The sequence below is a fragment of the Saprospiraceae bacterium genome, from assembly GCA_016713025.1.
Taxonomy (GTDB): domain Bacteria; phylum Bacteroidota; class Bacteroidia; order Chitinophagales; family Saprospiraceae; genus OLB9.
On the sequence record JADJPZ010000002.1, the window covers coordinates 154,508 to 171,060 of the forward strand.

Annotated in this window: 12 protein-coding genes and 1 pseudogene; 8 read left to right on the top strand and 5 right to left on the bottom strand. The window is 37.8% G+C overall.

Going from position 1 to position 16,553, the window contains the following annotated elements; genetic code table 11:
* Positions 1-327 precede the first annotated feature (327 nt).
* The 4 genes from IPK35_00845 (at position 328) to IPK35_00860 (ending at position 4,467) form a co-directional block, all read left to right on the top strand.
* Positions 328-1,239, top strand: a complete 912-nt coding sequence (locus tag IPK35_00845; GenBank protein MBK8051844.1) for a hypothetical protein — start codon at positions 328-330, stop codon at positions 1,237-1,239.
* An 18-nt stretch (positions 1,240-1,257) separates the two neighbouring features.
* A complete protein-coding gene (locus IPK35_00850; GenBank protein ID MBK8051845.1) occupies positions 1,258-1,761 on the top strand; it encodes a hypothetical protein in 504 nt (167 codons plus the stop codon).
* Positions 1,762-2,520: 759 nt separating this feature from the next.
* Positions 2,521-3,108, top strand: a complete 588-nt coding sequence (locus IPK35_00855) for a transposase (protein ID MBK8051846.1) — start codon at positions 2,521-2,523, stop codon at positions 3,106-3,108.
* Positions 3,109-4,146: 1,038 nt separating this feature from the next.
* Positions 4,147-4,467: a hypothetical protein gene (locus tag IPK35_00860; protein MBK8051847.1), complete on the top strand. Its 321-nt coding sequence runs from the start codon at positions 4,147-4,149 to the stop codon at positions 4,465-4,467.
* A 734-nt stretch (positions 4,468-5,201) separates the two neighbouring features.
* Here IPK35_00860 and IPK35_00865 read toward each other — a convergent pair.
* The 3 genes from IPK35_00865 to IPK35_00875 are packed head-to-tail and all read right to left on the bottom strand — an operon-like array spanning position 5,202 to position 7,701.
* Positions 5,202-6,563, bottom strand: coding sequence for an MATE family efflux transporter (locus IPK35_00865; GenBank protein MBK8051848.1), 1,362 nt, complete (start codon positions 6,561-6,563; stop codon positions 5,202-5,204).
* Entirely contained in the window at positions 6,564-7,322 is a 759-nt protein-coding gene (locus IPK35_00870) for a M15 family metallopeptidase (protein ID MBK8051849.1), read from the bottom strand. It abuts the gene before it with no gap.
* Positions 7,323-7,356: 34 nt separating this feature from the next.
* Positions 7,357-7,701: a hypothetical protein gene (locus IPK35_00875; GenBank protein ID MBK8051850.1), complete on the bottom strand. Its 345-nt coding sequence runs from the start codon at positions 7,699-7,701 to the stop codon at positions 7,357-7,359.
* Positions 7,702-7,960: 259 nt separating this feature from the next.
* Here IPK35_00875 and IPK35_00880 point away from each other — a divergent pair.
* From IPK35_00880 to IPK35_00895, 4 genes and pseudogenes are all read left to right on the top strand, one after another.
* Positions 7,961-10,686, top strand: a pseudogene (locus IPK35_00880) (DNA gyrase/topoisomerase IV subunit A).
* 185 nt (positions 10,687-10,871) lie between these two features.
* Positions 10,872-11,555 (top strand): YceI family protein, encoded by a 684-nt coding sequence (locus IPK35_00885; protein MBK8051851.1) that lies wholly within the window; start codon positions 10,872-10,874, stop codon positions 11,553-11,555.
* A gap of 193 nt (positions 11,556-11,748) precedes the next feature.
* Positions 11,749-12,306 (top strand): thioredoxin family protein, encoded by a 558-nt coding sequence (locus tag IPK35_00890; protein ID MBK8051852.1) that lies wholly within the window; start codon positions 11,749-11,751, stop codon positions 12,304-12,306.
* A gap of 176 nt (positions 12,307-12,482) precedes the next feature.
* The gene (locus tag IPK35_00895) at positions 12,483-13,886 is read left to right on the top strand and encodes an MATE family efflux transporter (protein ID MBK8051853.1); all 1,404 of its coding nucleotides are present in this window, start codon (positions 12,483-12,485) and stop codon (positions 13,884-13,886) included.
* A gap of 97 nt (positions 13,887-13,983) precedes the next feature.
* Here IPK35_00895 and IPK35_00900 read toward each other — a convergent pair whose 3' ends face one another.
* On the bottom strand, positions 13,984-14,688 hold the full coding sequence (locus tag IPK35_00900; GenBank protein ID MBK8051854.1) for a DUF4290 domain-containing protein: 705 nt from the start codon (positions 14,686-14,688) through the stop codon (positions 13,984-13,986).
* Between the two features lie 23 nt (positions 14,689-14,711).
* Entirely contained in the window at positions 14,712-16,550 is a 1,839-nt protein-coding gene (gene glmS, locus IPK35_00905) for a glutamine--fructose-6-phosphate transaminase (isomerizing) (protein MBK8051855.1), read from the bottom strand.
* Between the last annotated feature and the right edge of the window lie 3 nt (positions 16,551-16,553).

Here is a 16,553-nt window from a genome sequence, read left to right on the forward strand (position 1 = left end):
GTCGCTTGCAGCCAAATGATGGAATTTTAAACATACTCTAAAGTCTATTTCATAAAGGGATGACATTTTTTGTTATCCCTTTATCATTTTGGGACTTTTGGTCCAGTATATCGAGGTAAACTTATCATCCTCATGAGCGTATCTGGGCAATACGCGCGTCACCTTTACTGACAAAAACAATAATGGCCAGATAGATGTTACTACTGATGGTAGTACTAACGAGATACTGCAGGTGACTGAGCGATCTCCGCATATGCGGAGTGAAGTGCGGCAGTGCTTCAAGCGAAGAAACCGCGTAAGCGGAAGGGTGGGTACTATCCTTTCGGCATGTCTATGGGTGGCCCATGGATGAATGATCTCGCCGCCAATGACAAACCGTATCAATATAATGGGAAGGAGCTTGAGAGCTTTGGAGGGCTGGGATGGTATGACTATGGGGCGAGATTTTATGATCCCACTTTGGGGAGGTTTACGGGCGTTGATAGACTCGCAAGTAAATATGCTGACCTAAGTCCTTATAATTATGTAGCCAATAATCCGATACGCAACATTGACCCCAATGGAGACAGTATTGTAGTTGTTGTTAATTCTGCTATAACTGGAACAAATGGACAACAATCAATCCAAAGTACAAGATATTTTTACGGTCAAGATGCAAATGGTGCATATGGATTTATTGACCCTTCAACAGGAGGAATTTATACAGGTAATAACCAATTCATCAATCAAGCTGGAGCAGCATTAAACACATTAAGACAAAATGCTGAGGGAAGAGGATTAGTTGACGGACTAGCATTTAATGAACCAAGCGACATTGAATTAGTACAAAGGCAGAGTAATGGTGCAGATATGCAAAATGGCTCTTATGTAACTTGGAATCCTAACCGTTTGACAAGTGCCCCTGATGAAACAGGCAGTATTAATAGACCAAGCTATATAGGTTTAGCACATGAACTTGCACACATAGAAGATATAAAAAATGGAACAATTAATTTAAATACATGGGTAAATCTACCAGGTGGAGGTTCTATTCAAAATGCTGAAATCTATGCTACACATAGGGAAAATCAAATTAGAGCAGAGAATGGTCTATCATTAAGAGCATATTATGGAATTACATCAACAGGAACAGGAGACCCGAGTACAAGAATCGTAAGAAATGGACAGTCCTTATATTATAACAATACAGGTTTTACAAATTTCAGGACAGTTAAAAGAAAAAATAGATTAACTTATTAACCAGTAAATTATAAGGTCATGTCAAAATTTATCATATTTTTAAGTTGTCTTATCCCAGCAGCCTGTTCGCAAAAGGTATTAAGTCCATTTAGTGAATTATCTAAATCAATTATAAATGAATTTAAGGATAAAGGATTTTCAAATGACGAAATAAAAGTTATATCAAAGGCGAGAGGAGAACTGGAAAAGAAAGCTTCTTTAAGTAAATTAATGGATAGCAGAGAAATATTTACATTGGAGTATTATGATTATCAAAATGGAACTATCTACGGACGAATTTGGAGTGAAAGTGATACATTGAATTATTGCTATATGAATTATAAAAAATATGGAGGCGAAAGACTAAAATTAAATCCGTTGGAGGGAATATGTTGTGATAATATTTTTGAATTAGTTTCTAAATGGGATTTAGATGGAATAAAAGCACAAAAAACTGCTTATCCAGAGCAAATAATGTATATAAGTAAAATATCAAAATCGCCTAAAAAAGAAATTAAAGTAGGAAAATTTAAAATGTTTTGAGAATGAAAAAACTGGGCAGAACAAAGGCTAAAACGGTAAGTTAGGCTATGCGCCCGCTATCTTAAGTTTGCTGATCAAGATATTAGGGTAGCTTCCCTGCTGGCGCGAGTTTGTAACTCGTGCCCTTCTACCTTTGCATTGTTGTTTAAGTTCAAAACGGGATAAAAATAAAAATAGGAGCTCAAGTTACAAATTTCAGTGTAAGGTTAGAATTTATTTTGTTTACTTTTGCAGTTGTAGTAAAGGTAGTTAAATTTTTTTTGGATGTATCTTATGTAAATAATTTGTGTTAAAGGCACAAGTTGCAAACTTGCGCCAGCAGAGTGGTATGGCAGTTTCATTGAGTTAGAATTATTAGAGTTAAACAGTACTATTGGATATATTGATAGTTGATGATGAATTGCAAATTCGCAGTTGCAAACTGCGACCATCAGGGAATCACAGAAGTCGGCAAGCACCTATACAGATCAGGCAAGCACGAGAGCTTTTATCCGGAATGTAAGTTTTAACTGCTGTAGGCCAAATCCCTGCTAGCGCGAGTTTGTAACTCGTGCTTCTAACCATACACGAAAGCCACACGACAGGATAAGTTGGGTGGCTTTTGTTTTACTTAAAAGGTGGCAGGCCGTACCTACATAAATACCCCCATGCTGGCGCAAGTTTGTAACTTGTGCCTATAAACAGCCTTCGCCTTATGGACTTTAGGTTTTTGGTAAGAATTTTGATGATATCAAAATACATCTTTAAATATAAATGAAAGTGAGCACAAAATACAAGTTTATAGATAATGATGGTATATACTTTGTAAGTTTTGCAACGGTATCATGGGTAGATGTTTTTACTAGGCTCACCTATATTGAAATATTTATCGAGAGCATAAAATATTGTCAACAAAACAAAGGATTAAACTTGCATGCGTGGTGTTTGATGAGCAATCATGCACATTTGGTGTTTTCTAAATCCGGCCTTTATAGCCATTCAGATATTTTGCGTGATCTTAAAAAATTCACTTCCAAAAAACTCATCGAAGCTATAGAAAACAATCCCACTGAAAGTAGAAAAGAATGGTTGTTAAATATTTTTAGAAGTTCAGGACAAAATAAAAGCAATAATAAAGATTTTCAATTTTGGCAACAAGATAATCACCCTATTGAACTTTTTAGTCCTGCTGTTACGTTTCAGAAGATAGATTATGTACATAATAACCCTGTTGTGGCAGGTATAGTGAGTGAAGCCGACCATTATTTACATAATAGCGCCAGAGATTATTTAGGAACAAAAGGCGTTTTGGATGTTGAAATATTAGAAAGACCTATGAGTCTTGAAGGTTATGTGTTTTGTTATTAATAACAATAGAGTAAGGGGCACAAGTTACAAACTTGCGCCAGCAAGGGTTAAAATTAATAAAAAGTGACATTAATATCACAAACAGAACTGCAATTTGGAATATAGAAAGTTTGCAGGCTGGAAATATTAAGTTGAGTAGTGATGCATTAAAATTTAATTATACTAAAGGCCAAACAATAAACTACTTTTATATTTCAGGATCTAAAAATGTAATTTCTTACAATACAAAATTCAATGAAACATGGGGATTATAGAGAATTTTAATACAAAAACGTTGATGGTATTTATCAGTTACCTAGTTTATGGATTGTTAGTATATTCTTCTATTTACATAGCTAGAATGGTTTTGAAATTGAGAAATGATTTCATTTCTGAGAATTGCAATATCGTTTTCAGAGGATATCTTTTCCAAGATATTTCTTCCACAATTATAATAATAGGTTTTATACTTTGCATTTTTTAATTTCAAATATATTAGTAAATTTTATAATTGATAAAAAATATTTTAAAAATCACTTGGTATTTATAATTTTTCAAATTATTGTCTTAGTAATATTAATGATTTATTATCTGGGTCACACTGTGTGAAGACTTGGAAGCGCCATGAGACATAGCCATATGGAATAGTATAAACGAAAGTCACATAAAAAATTAAAAGTTATGTGGCTTTTAACTCTTCCATAGACTAGATTAGAAATAAACAAAATATCCCTGCTGGCGCGAGTTTGTAACTCGTGCCCTTCTACCTTTGCAATGTTGTTTAAGTTCAAAACGAAATCAAAATATGAGATCAAGTTACAAATTTCAGTGTAAGGTTAGAATTTATATTGTTTACTTTTGCAGTTGTAGTAAAGGTATTAAAAAAAAATTTGGATGTATCTTAGGTAAATAATTTGTGTTAAAGGCACAAGTTGCAAACTTGCGCCAGCAGAGGAGTTTGGAAAGGTGCAATATAGTCCTAAAACAGGGGGTACAGTTGAAAGAGTTAATAAATCAAGATACAAAGAGTTTTTGTAAGTTAAAATCACAATTAAATCCATGAAATCATTTATTGTAGTTTTCACAATTTTTATGCTCAGTTGCAATAGTCCAGTTAATAAAAATCGACCGAACAATGTCCCTGAGAATGCTATTTGGAAAGGGGGATCCGATGGGGGATGTTGGATAATTGTTAAGGCATTTACCGAAGGTAATTTAGAATGCAAGGTGTTTTATGAAAATGGAGATGTTTGGGAAGAAGGCAGATTTATAAAAAACGGTGATTGCAACATAGATCAAAGTGAAGTTATAAACCAAATAACAGGATTTGACGGTGTGAGTATTTTAACAAAAACAAAATGTAAGTATACTTTAAAGTAACAACAAAAGTCATCGCATCCGTGGGGGCTTTGTAACCAGATCGTCGCAGTTTGCACCTGCGATGCCATACATTAAAAATTCAGCTAAAGCTGGATAGGTTTTGTAATTAGACCACAAAAGCCTTACGACAAATAAAATTGTGTGGCTTTTGTATTATTGTAGTATACCTTCCATATTAGTCTGTCTGATAAAAGCATCGAGCATAGCGAAAACGTGTTCTTTGGCTTTAGCATCCATTTTGGTCACTTCCTGAATGCGTTGTATCATTTTACTGTCGAGTTCCAGATCGGTATGTATCCATCAATGCCATACCCCCCTGCTGGCTGGAGTTGGTAACTCGTGCACTACTATCTTTACATCGTTGATTAGGTTCAAAACGAAATCAAAATAGGAGATCAAGTTACAGATTTCAGTGTAAGGTTAGAATTTATTTTGTTTACTTTTGCAGTTGTAGTAAAGGTATTAAAAAAAAAATTGGATGTATCTTAGGTAAATAATTTGTGTTAAAGGCACAAGTTGCAAACTTGCGCCAGCAGTGGGTTATGGCAGTCTCATTGAGTTAGAATTATTAGAGTTAGACAGTACTATTGGATATATTGATAGTTGATGATGAATTGCAAATTCGTAAAATATGGGATCGCAGTTGCAAACTGCGACCATCAGGGAATCACAGAAGTCGGCAAGCACCTATACAGATCAGGCAAGCACGAGAGCTTTTATCCGGAATGTAAGTTTTAACTGCTGTAGGCCAAATCATCCTTCCATCTTCCAAATCTGAGATAGACAAATGAAAGTGAAAAGAGCAATATCCAGTAAACCCATTCACTCATCCAAGCTACTGAAAGACTCAACTTTAAACTTTCGATGACTAACCAGACATATATCAGGTAAACCACTATGCCCCAGAATTCAATCCAGAATACGATTTTAGTTTTTCCTGTAGCTACGACTGCATTTAACCAAATGACGCCTATACACAATATCAACATTGCAGCACTGACTACTCTCAGAGGACCTAAGCCAGCAGATATAAATCCTTTCTCCTGACCAAATAGATCAAGGAATAAGGCCGGAAAAATATTCAGGATAAGTACGAAGATGGCCATACCGGTCGTACTTATGATACTTAGTTTGTTGATGATTTTAAAGATTTCGTTTTGTCTTCCCTGGCCGATGAGATTACTGATGATTGTATTGGCTGATGAGCCAAAAGCCCACGAAAATACCCCACCCAGGCCAAATAAATTTCGCATGGATTGGGAGACTGCCTGCTCCTCAAAAGTATAATTTTTACTCACCAATATAAAAAATACCCACCATGAAGCAGTACTGATAGCCAGTTGGCTCATGAGCGGAAAACCCTGAGTGAAAACCAACTTCAGTTTTTTGAAAGCGATGCTGAAAACCGGAGTGATCTGATATCTTTTTTTGATATCAAGACTGTAAATGATGAACATTACGGTACACATTCCTATAAATTCTGAAATAACGGAAGCGACAGCAGCACCATTAAACCCCATTTCCGGAAATCCCCAATGCCCAAATATCATCGTGTAATCCAAAAAAAGGTTTACTCCGGATTGTACCAAAGCAATCAGTACCAGAAACCTCGTCTGCTGCAGACTGATGAGAAATGCATTTTGCATCTGCAGACTGTAAAGAAACAACAGACCAATGATCCGGATATTTAAAAATCCACCTGCAATGAGTGCACTTTCTGCATCAACTCCGGCCCAAATCATAATCGGATAAACAAGTAGCCGAGTCATCACAATAAACAACAACGCAAGCATGACAGCCAAAATCAGGCCGTGCCACAGTGTTGAAAAGATTTCATTTCTGTTGTTTTCTCCTGCTCTTCTCGACATGATGGCCAGCAATGCGTTGTTGAGTCCGTATCCTATCGCAGAAAAAATAAGATAATATACGCCTGTAATGCCTGCCAAAGCAAGCTCTCTGCTACCTAAATGACCTAAAAACGCTGCATTGAAAAGATAATTGAGCTCAGGTATCAGCTTTGCCATGCTGATAGGCAGTGTCAGTAATATGATACCTTTGATGGATGTATCAACTTTCAGAGAGCTTTGTAGTGTCATTTAGTTTTTATTGCATGCAGGGCTTATTCCTAAAATGTAGTTATTGACCATATCTACAGACGGTGCTGTTTCTGATCCTGAAAAACCTGTTATCATATCATTTTTGAGTTTCATTTTTGCCATGGCTGTATAATGTACCGACAAGTGCATATATGTCCAATGCCATTTCTCTTCAAAATAACCTGTCTTTCTGTCAGTTTTTAAAGCTGTGTATGGTTGACAAAATCCATATGAAGCTGCATGAGTTTTCATCCAGATATACAATTTGAGTCCTTCACCTTTCTCAAACCATTGGTTATCAAACGAATTGAAGTCCATATCGGTACCCCAATGGTGCCTTGATGTGCCGGGCATTGAGCTGTATTCCAATATTTTTTTTGCTCTTGTCAGATCATCCCTTACATCTTTTGCAGCATTCAGATTGTCTTCGAGCAGTGTTTTGCCGGTCCATTTATTTTCCCATATTCTTTTTTGATCATTAAAATTTCGTGTGGCTGATCTTATTTGTAATCGTATTCCCTCCTTTGATGCCGCATCTGACATTTTTACAAAAGCTTCAAAAACTTCTTTTCTGATGAATTGACCCGGTCGATCAGCATATTTGATGGGTATTTCTGTAAAATCCGAATGTTTTGACGGTTCAAATTTTCCCATTAAGTAATCTATCGTGACAGCAGTGTCAGGAGGCATTACCTTCACCAGGACACTTTGCTTTTCAGGTCCGGTAGAAGCTTTTTGGGCTTGCTGACAAGATATCATACATAATGAAATGATTATCAAAATGAATACAGATTTAATTCTTAACATTTTTAAAAACAGATTTGAACAGGTAAAAAACGGAGATACATCCGGCAAGTATCATGGTCGCATATCTGAATATACTTAAAATATCAATACTTGAGTATAAATACAAAAATATCAATATGACGCATACTATCGAAAATATGCTTAAAACCAATGCTGCTTTGGTCTGTCCTTGCAATCCGTACTGAACCCCATTGTTCAATGAAAGGAATATAACTCCAAAAAACAACGGAAGGAGCTGGACAATAGATGGGTTGAGTGCTGAGTAATATTCCCATATGCTGAGAAAAATCAGGACTACAGCGTGGAATAAATTTGACTTATATGCATTCATAAAAATGACAAATGTAAAAAGAATAAACAACTATCCCATTGTCGGCACATCTTATCTTCAATAGGAGTATCATTTTCGAATTATTCAGTTTTGTTCAAAATACAGTGACTCTTTTTCTAATATAATCTTTTAGAGAATCCATAGCTTATGGCTTAGTAATATAGGTGTCAAAGTGGAACTAATTTCTTCAACATGAGGCTGGCCGATATTTATATTACAGATATTTTATATATTTGTCTTTTTTTTCAAATAATATATCATGGACGCTGAACATCATATCACTGATACCGGGCACGAAGATGAAGGATTAGTTACGTTAAAGGGTATGTATAAGGAGTATTTTCTTGATTATGCATCTTATGTGATACTCGAAAGAGCAGTACCGGACATAGATGATGGATTGAAACCTGTACAGCGACGCATCCTCCATGCGATGAAAGAAATGGATGACGGCCGCTATCATAAAGTCGCCAATATCATAGGACAGACCATGCAGTATCATCCTCATGGTGATGCTGCCATAGGTGATGCACTTGTCAATATGGGACAGAAAGATCTTCTCATAGATTGTCAGGGAAACTGGGGTGATGTCAGGACAGGTGACTCAGCAGCAGCACCAAGGTATATTGAAGCCAGGCTGACAAAATTTGCTTTGGAAGTACTCTTCAATCCTCAGACTACGGAGTGGCAGCTCACTTATGATGGTCGTAAAAAGGAACCGGTAACTCTTCCGGTAAAATTCCCATTGGTCTTGTCACAAGGAGTGGAAGGCATCGCCGTCGGGTTATCCACCAAGATACTTCCACACAACTTCATAGAGTTGATCAAAGCTTCTGTCAAGATACTGGAAGGTAAAAAAGTGACTGTATATCCTGACTTTGAGACGGGTGGCATGGTGGATGTAGCTGAATACAACGACGGGCACAGAGGGGGCAGAGTGAAGATCAGAGCCAAAGTAGTACAAGCAGACAAAAACATACTAAATATTGTCGAATTGCCATTTGGTGTCACTACCAATACACTCATTGATTCTATCCTTAAGGCCAATGACAAAGGTCAGATAAAAATCAAAAAAGTAAATGACAATACAGCAAAAGATGTGGAAATTCAGCTGGAACTGATGCCCGGTGTATCCCCCGATCTGACGATAGATGCTCTGTATGCGTTTACGGATTGTGAAGTCTCATACTCACCCAATGCATGCGTCATTGTGGATAATAAGCCTATGTTTTTGTCCGTACCTGAGATCCTGCGCATATCCACGGCGCAAACCAAAGAACTGCTCAGACGGGAACTGGAAATCAAAAAGGCTGAGCTCGAAGAAAAATGGCATCAATCCAGTCTCGAAAAGATATTTATAGAAAACAGAATATACCGAGACATAGAAGAGTGCGAAAGCTTTGATGAGGTAGTAAAAGCAATAGATCTGGGATTGAAAAAATATGTGGCAACTCCTGCTGATCCATTGAAATCAGGTGATGGCCGACTTTTGCTCATGAGAGATATCACTGAAGATGATATCATAAGGCTGACAGAGATAAAAATCAAAAGAATCTCCAAGTACAATAAATTCAAAGCTGATGAGATGATGGCGCAAATTCTTGCCGATCTCGAACAGGTGAAATTTGATCTGGAACACCTGACAGAATACGCTATAGCTTACTTTGAGCGATTACTGGAGAAATATGGTAAAGGTCGGGAACGAAAAACAATCATCAGTTCATTTGATACAATAGAAATCAAAGAGGTGGTCGCCAACAATGCCAAACTATACGTGGATCGTAAAGAAGGGTTCATCGGGATGGGTATGAAAAAGATGAGTTTGTTTGTGATTGTTCGGATATAGCCGATATCATCGCTTTTACCAGAGATGGAAAGTTTAAAGTTGTCAAAATCGCAGATAAGGTATTTGTAGGAAAGGATGTCATCCACACAGCTGTATGGCTCAAGTCAGATGACAGGACTACTTACAATATGATATATCTGGATGGGAAAACCGGAAAATCCTTTGCCAAAAGATTTAGTGTGACTGCCATCACCAGAGATAAGGAGTACGATCTCACACAAGGTAGCAAAGGGTCCAAAGTCTCGTATTTCACTACCAATGCCAATGGTGAGTCCGAAATAGTCAATGTCCAGTTATCTCAAGGATCTACAGCTAAGAAAAAAGTATTTGATTTTGATTTTGCGGACCTTGCCATCAAGGGACGTTCTTCACAGGGCAATGTAGTCACCAAATATCCCGTCAGAAAGATCACTCAGGTTTCAGTAGGCAAATCATCGCTCGGTGCTATGCAGATATACATGGATGAAGTCAGTGGCAAACTCAATCAGGATGAAAGGGGTAAATATCTCGGAGCATTCGACACAGGTAGCAAACTCCTGACGATATACAAGGACGGAAGTTATGAAGTCACCGAACTTGATCTCAACAAAAAATTTGATGTAAATAACATTGTTGAGATCGGCAATTATACCGACGAAACGATCATCAACGCAGTATATCACGAAGGCGAAAAAGGATGGACGATGGTCAAAAGATTCAGAATTGAAACAAGTACTATGGATCAGAGATTTATCTTTCTACCGGAATCCGGAGGCACTAAGCTGTATTTTGCATCCATGTCTAAGAACCCAATGATCAGATATCACTTCAATGTGGGTAAAGCTAAGGAATACAAAGAGCTTGTACTGCCAGAATTTATTGAAGTCAAAGGATGGAAAGCTTTGGGCAATAAACTCATTGATACCAAGTTGACTAAAGTGGAACTAATACAAGCAGATGAGACTTCTCCCGAAGAAGATACTGATGTTGATGCACCTGCGGAAAACATCATTGACACACCTTCAGTACCCAAAAAGGAATTAAAACTTCCTTCGGAGACAAAAGATCCGGACAAAAAACAGGATTCGGCTTCGAAAGAAAATAAAGATGCCGGAAAAACGGGCTTAAAACCAGGTGATACGATAGAGTTTGACTTTTGAGATATTGCCCATTCCTGCTTTATAATAAAGAAGTTATTTTTTAATTTTGATGTAGACATAAGGTTAACATGTTATTATGAATATTTTAATATGTATTTCCAACAAAAGCCATATTCCTTTCGTTTGGTATGCGTTAGTAAAAACGCGAGGTTTTACATTATTAAAAACGTAATTTAATTTAGAAAATGAAAGTTTTATTTAATCTGATATTGATTTCAGGAATAAGTATTTTAATGTTCTCCTGCAAAGAAAAGGCAACCACTGCCGGCGAAAAAGGAGAAGTAGCAACTACTGAAGGGGTACAATATAATGCAGCCCCGGATATGACCACCATCAACTGGGAAGGCTCCAAGCCTACAGGTGACAAACATACAGGAACCATCAATATTTCTGATGGTCAGCTGTTTGTAAGCAATGGTAAACTCACTTCCGGTGGTTTCAATCTTGATATGAATACCATCGTAGTGACTGACATCACCGGAGATGACAAAGCTGATCTTGAAGCTCACCTTAAGGGTACAGAAGCTGACGGAGCTGATCATTTCTTCAATGTTACTAAATTTCCTGCCGGAAAATTTGAAATTACTTCTGTTGCAGATACTACAGGCGAAAACGGACTGAATGCATTGGTCAAAGGAAATCTTACACTCAAAGGTATCACAAAAGAGATAACTATACCTGCAAATGTTGCTGTCAATGAGGCAGGTGTAACGGTATCCACTCCATCCTTTGCGATCAACAGAACAGACTGGGGTGTCAACTACAAGTCAAAAAGTATTTTTTCTGACTTAGGAGACAAGTTTATCAATGACGACATCGCGCTGAAGATCAATCTGACAGCAAAACCTGCTGCTGCACCTGTTCAATAATTAAAAGATAATATTCTAAAGATTTTCAAGAGCCCTTCGGATTATACCAAACAAAAAATTGATTGCGAAAAATTATTTTCATAATTATTTAATTTACAATACATTATGATTTAAATTTTTTGCGTAATATTTTCTGTCCAATATAAATCATCTGAAGGGCTTTTGTATTTTTGCGCAACAATAAAAATTCCGTATGGCGCTTACTGAATCAAAAATGATGGATCTCGGCACCGTTGCTCCGGATTTTAATCTACCGGATACAAAAAGTGGTGTACATAAAACGTACAAAGACATTCAAGGGGTCAATGGTACAGTTGTATTATTTCTGTGTAATCACTGCCCATATGTCATCCATGTCAATGACGAACTGGTAAAAATTGCTCAGGAATACCTGCAAAATGGCATTGGGTTCGTGGCTATCAGCAGCAACGATGCGGTCAATTATCCTGACGATGCACCTGATAAAATGAAAATTGTTGCCACGGTATTGAGATACCCTTTTCCTTATTTGTATGATGAAACCCAATCTGTTGCCCATGCTTATGATGCAGCATGCACTCCTGATATTTATGTTTTTGATAGTAAAGACCAGTTGTATTATAGGGGTAGACTGGATGAGTCAAGACCCGGAAATGACAAGCCACTTACAGGCAAAGACCTCAGATTGGCACTCGATCTCCTGCTCAGAGGCGAGCCTCCGATGCAAAAACAATATCCGGGTGCCGGATGTAATATCAAGTGGAAAAAGTAGATTCAAATAGGGTGTATCCCAAAGTTGCAGTTTAGGTTTGATTAAACTTTCATCATTTGGCACCAAGAGTGATATTGATGTCAATCGAATCGGGTTATCATTTTTTTTAAAGTTGTCGAACCGGCGTTTTGCATGAAAAGAGTATGTTTGTGCTTTTTATTCCATTTTTAGGTAGCATGATGCCCAATAAAATCAAACAAGGCTGGCAAATCATAAAGGACTCACTAAAAGGAGAAGAGCGGGACTATACACAAGGGAGTATAAGGACTGCAATTTTTCTTTTGGCCATTCCTATGATTTTGGAGCTGAGTCTTGAAAGTGTTTTTGCTTTGGTGGATATATTTTTTGTAGGTAAGTTGGGGAGTAATGCCATTGCAATTATTGGATTTACTGAATCACTTATTACCTTGGTGTATTCCATTGCCATAGGTTTGAGTACTGCGGCTACTGCGGTAATTGCCAGACGCATAGGCGAAAAAAATACAGAAGGTGCTTCCAAAGCTTCGGTGCAGGCGATCATCATCTCGATATTTATTTCCATCATTCTGGGCATCTCAGGATGGATTTATGCTGATACACTTCTCGCATTTATGGGTGCTTCTGAAGATGTCATCCGCGAAGGTCACATGTTTACAAAAATCATGTTTGGTTTTAATATAGTCATAGTCCTTATTTTTTTGATCAATGGTATCTTCAGAGGAGCAGGCAATGCAGCATTGGCGATGAGGAGCTTGTGGATAGCAAGTATTTTAAATATCATACTGGACCCTCTACTGATTTATGGCATAGGAACCTGGAATGGTTGGGGAATTGAAGGGGCTGCCATTGCAACTTGTATAGGTCGTGGCAGCGGAGTTGTATATCAGTTGTATCATCTCTTTGGTGGTAGTGGAGTCATCAGGATCAGATGGTCTGATGTTGTACCTGATTTTGATGTTATAAGATCTATGATAAAACTGGCCTGGCCGGCCACCTTTCAGTTTATCATTGCATCAGGTAGTTGGATCATACTTACCAGACTCGTTGCGGAAGAAGGCGGAACGGATGCCTCAGCCGGATATCAGATTGCAATAAGAAATGTAGTATTTTTTATCCTGCCTGCATGGGGATTATCCAATGCTGCGGCCACTCTTACAGGTCAAAATTTAGGTGCCGGAAGTCCGGAAAGAGCTGAAAAAAGTGTGATGCTGGCTATGAAGTACAACGCGATATTTATGGCATTTGTAAGCCTGATTTTTATATTTTTATCACGACCTATTATTGGATTTTTTACACAAGATGCAGAAGTATTAAATATAGGTGTCAGGGCACTTCAAATCGTAGGATCAGGATTTATCTTCTATGGCATCGGGATGGTGCTGATTCAGGCACTCAATGGTGCCGGAGACACTTCCACACCCACATGGATCAATTTTGTTGGATTTTGGTTGATACAGATCCCTATGGCATATCTTATACAGTATTATACAGATTTTGGATTAGACGGGATATTTGCAGCAGTACCTATCGCAGAAACCATTATTGCTATCGTGGCTTATATTGTCTTCAAACGCGGAGCATGGAAAACTGTAAAAGTCTGATTTTTAATGGTCAGGATATGCAAAGCAAAAAGAAGGCTAAGAACAATTGTACCAATGTGAGATTAACTTAACATAACACTAATATCCCCTATCGGTATTATATTTTTTTCCTTGGTTTAGTAAAGGGCTTTTTATTCTTTTGGGGTTGATTCTGATTCTGATTTTGACCCGGATTTCGGCTCTTATATCTGTTTTTACCATCTTTGAAGGTATTTACATTGGAAGGAGAAGTACCTTTGGTTACTACCTGAATGGTGTGGTCCTCATGAACAGATAGTTTATTGCCGGACATGACTGAAAGATCGGAAATAATGATATCGTCACTCACAAAGTGTTCCTTATTCCAGGTGCGATATGACAATTTCATATAGGATAGAATGGTTTCGACAAATCCTTGTTTGACAGGTCCTTCTTCCATTTTGAGTGCCTTGTCTATCATAATACGGATATTGTGTCCATAATGTCTCCAGTTGAATTCATGTTGAGGATACGGTACTTTTGATGGTCTGAATGTATTATCTTCCTCAGTAGGAATTCCACCATATGGATTATCTACATCAATATCATAATCTGCCATCTTAAACATATGCCTCCACAATTTTTGTTTATATTCAAGGACATTTTTAGTTTGCGGATTAAGCTGATTGATTATTTCCACGATTTCTTCCATAGCTGACTGTCTTTCAGCTTTGGTTTCCAGTGTTTTGGCATAACTGATCAATTTTTGAACCGATCGGCCATATTCAGAAAACTTTAATTTATCTCTTGTTGAGTTATATTCCAGGCTTAATGACTTTTTCATTATGAATGTTTTTGCTTATATAATTATTCTACAGTCACTGATTTTGCAAGATTGCGGGGTTGATCCACATCACACCCTCTGAGCACTGCTATATGGTAAGCCAGCAATTGCAAAGGTATGACAGATAAAAGCGGCGAAAGTGGTTCTTCTGTTTCAGGTATTTCAATAGTATAGTCCGACATTTCTTTTATCTTTGTATCACCTTCTGTTACTATCGAGATGACTATGGCTTTTCTTGCTTTGACTTCCTGAATGTTGCTGACAATTTTATCATAAGCTGACATGTTGGTAGCAATGATGATCACGGGCATATTTTCATCGATCAAAGCAATCGGACCATGTTTCATTTCAGCAGCCGGGTATCCTTCAGCATGAATATAGGAAATTTCCTTTAATTTCAGCGCGCCTTCCAAAGCCACCGGAAAATTGTATCCTCTGCCAAGGTACAAAGCATTTGACACATCTTTTATTTCATGTGCTATATACTTTATCTTTTCATTGGCTTGCAATACTTTTTCTACTTTATCCGGTATAGACTCCAGCGCATAAGCCAGTTGCCTGAAATAATCTTCTGAGATAGTCCCTCTCCGATGCCCCAGGTTTAAGGCCATCAAGGTCAGGACTGTGAGCTGTGAAGTAAATGCTTTTGTAGAAGCTACCCCAATTTCAGGCCCTGCATGGGTATAAGATCCGCAATGTGTAAATCTGGCAATTGAAGAACCTATTACATTGACGATACCATATAGTAAAGCTCCTTTGTCTTTTGCCATTTCGAGTGCCGCAAGTGTATCTGCAGTCTCTCCAGACTGTGAGATAGCTATGACGACATCATCAGCGTTGATGATAGGATTTCTGTATCTCAGTTCTGAAGCATATTCTACTTCAACAGGAATTCTCGCAAGCTCCTCAAATATATACTCGGCCACCAGTGCTGAATGCCACGACGTACCGCAAGCTGCAAAAATGATACGTTTTGCATTTACGATTCTGTTGATATACTGTTGCATTCCTCCTACCAATACCCATCCATCATGAGCATTGATACGTCCTCTCATACTCTCGCGGATAGTAGTGGGCTGCTGATATATCTCTTTTAGCATGAAGTGGCTGTACCCTTCTTTTTCCAATTCCTCAATTTTCAAATCCAGCTCTTTGATTTCATGCTCCTGGACTTCATTTTTGAGATTGGTTACTTCATAATTTCCGTTAGAATGGATAGTTACTATTTCTTCGTCATTCAGATAGATGACTTTGTTGGTGTATTTGATGATAGGCGATGCATCTGATGCCAGGAAGTATTCTCCATTACCTATGCCCATGACTAAGGGGCTTGATTTTCTGGCACCGATCAAAACACCAGGATTATTTCTATCCATGACCACGATCGCATAAGCACCTACTGCTTTTTCAAGTGCCAATCTGACTGCCTCTGTGATATCTAAGTTTTCTTTTTTTTGGTATTCCTCTATCAGATGGACCAAAACTTCAGTATCGGTTTCACTGATAAAAGTATGTCCTCGTTCGGACAGGGCTTTTTTAAGCGTGCTATAGTTTTCAATTATACCATTGTGTATGATCGCCAGACGACCATTTCCGGAAAGATGTGGATGTGCATTGATATCATCAGGTTTGCCATGAGTAGCCCAACGCGTATGTCCGATTCCCATAGTGCCTGATACATTTTTCTCCTTAGCAGCTGCTTCCAGCTTAGAGACCTTTCCTTTTTTCTTTACTGTTTTTATTTCATTGTCCAATATAGAAATACCGGCACTGTCATAACCTCTGTATTCGAGTCTTTTCAAACCTTCCAGGATGATCGGAAATGCTTGCTGATGGCCGATATAAGCAACGATTCCACACATGAT

Excerpts from the sequence above, each read along its gene's own strand:
- IPK35_00845 (MBK8051844.1), top strand. The coding sequence starts at position 328 with ATGTCTATGGGTGGCCCATGGATGAATGATCTCGCCGCCAATGACAAA.
- IPK35_00875 (MBK8051850.1), bottom strand. The coding sequence starts at position 7,701 with ATGAATGCATATAAGTCAAATTTATTCCACGCTGTAGTCCTGATTTTT.
- IPK35_00870 (MBK8051849.1), bottom strand. The coding sequence starts at position 7,322 with ATGATATCTTGTCAGCAAGCCCAAAAAGCTTCTACCGGACCTGAAAAG.
- IPK35_00895 (MBK8051853.1), top strand. The coding sequence starts at position 12,483 with ATGATGCCCAATAAAATCAAACAAGGCTGGCAAATCATAAAGGACTCA.
- IPK35_00885 (MBK8051851.1), top strand. The coding sequence starts at position 10,872 with ATGAAAGTTTTATTTAATCTGATATTGATTTCAGGAATAAGTATTTTA.
- IPK35_00890 (MBK8051852.1), top strand. The coding sequence starts at position 11,749 with ATGGCGCTTACTGAATCAAAAATGATGGATCTCGGCACCGTTGCTCCG.
- IPK35_00850 (MBK8051845.1), top strand. The coding sequence starts at position 1,258 with ATGTCAAAATTTATCATATTTTTAAGTTGTCTTATCCCAGCAGCCTGT.
- IPK35_00900 (MBK8051854.1), bottom strand. The coding sequence starts at position 14,688 with ATGAAAAAGTCATTAAGCCTGGAATATAACTCAACAAGAGATAAATTA.
- glmS (MBK8051855.1), bottom strand. The coding sequence starts at position 16,550 with ATGTGTGGAATCGTTGCTTATATCGGCCATCAGCAAGCATTTCCGATC.
- IPK35_00860 (MBK8051847.1), top strand. The coding sequence starts at position 4,147 with ATGAAATCATTTATTGTAGTTTTCACAATTTTTATGCTCAGTTGCAAT.
- IPK35_00865 (MBK8051848.1), bottom strand. The coding sequence starts at position 6,563 with ATGACACTACAAAGCTCTCTGAAAGTTGATACATCCATCAAAGGTATC.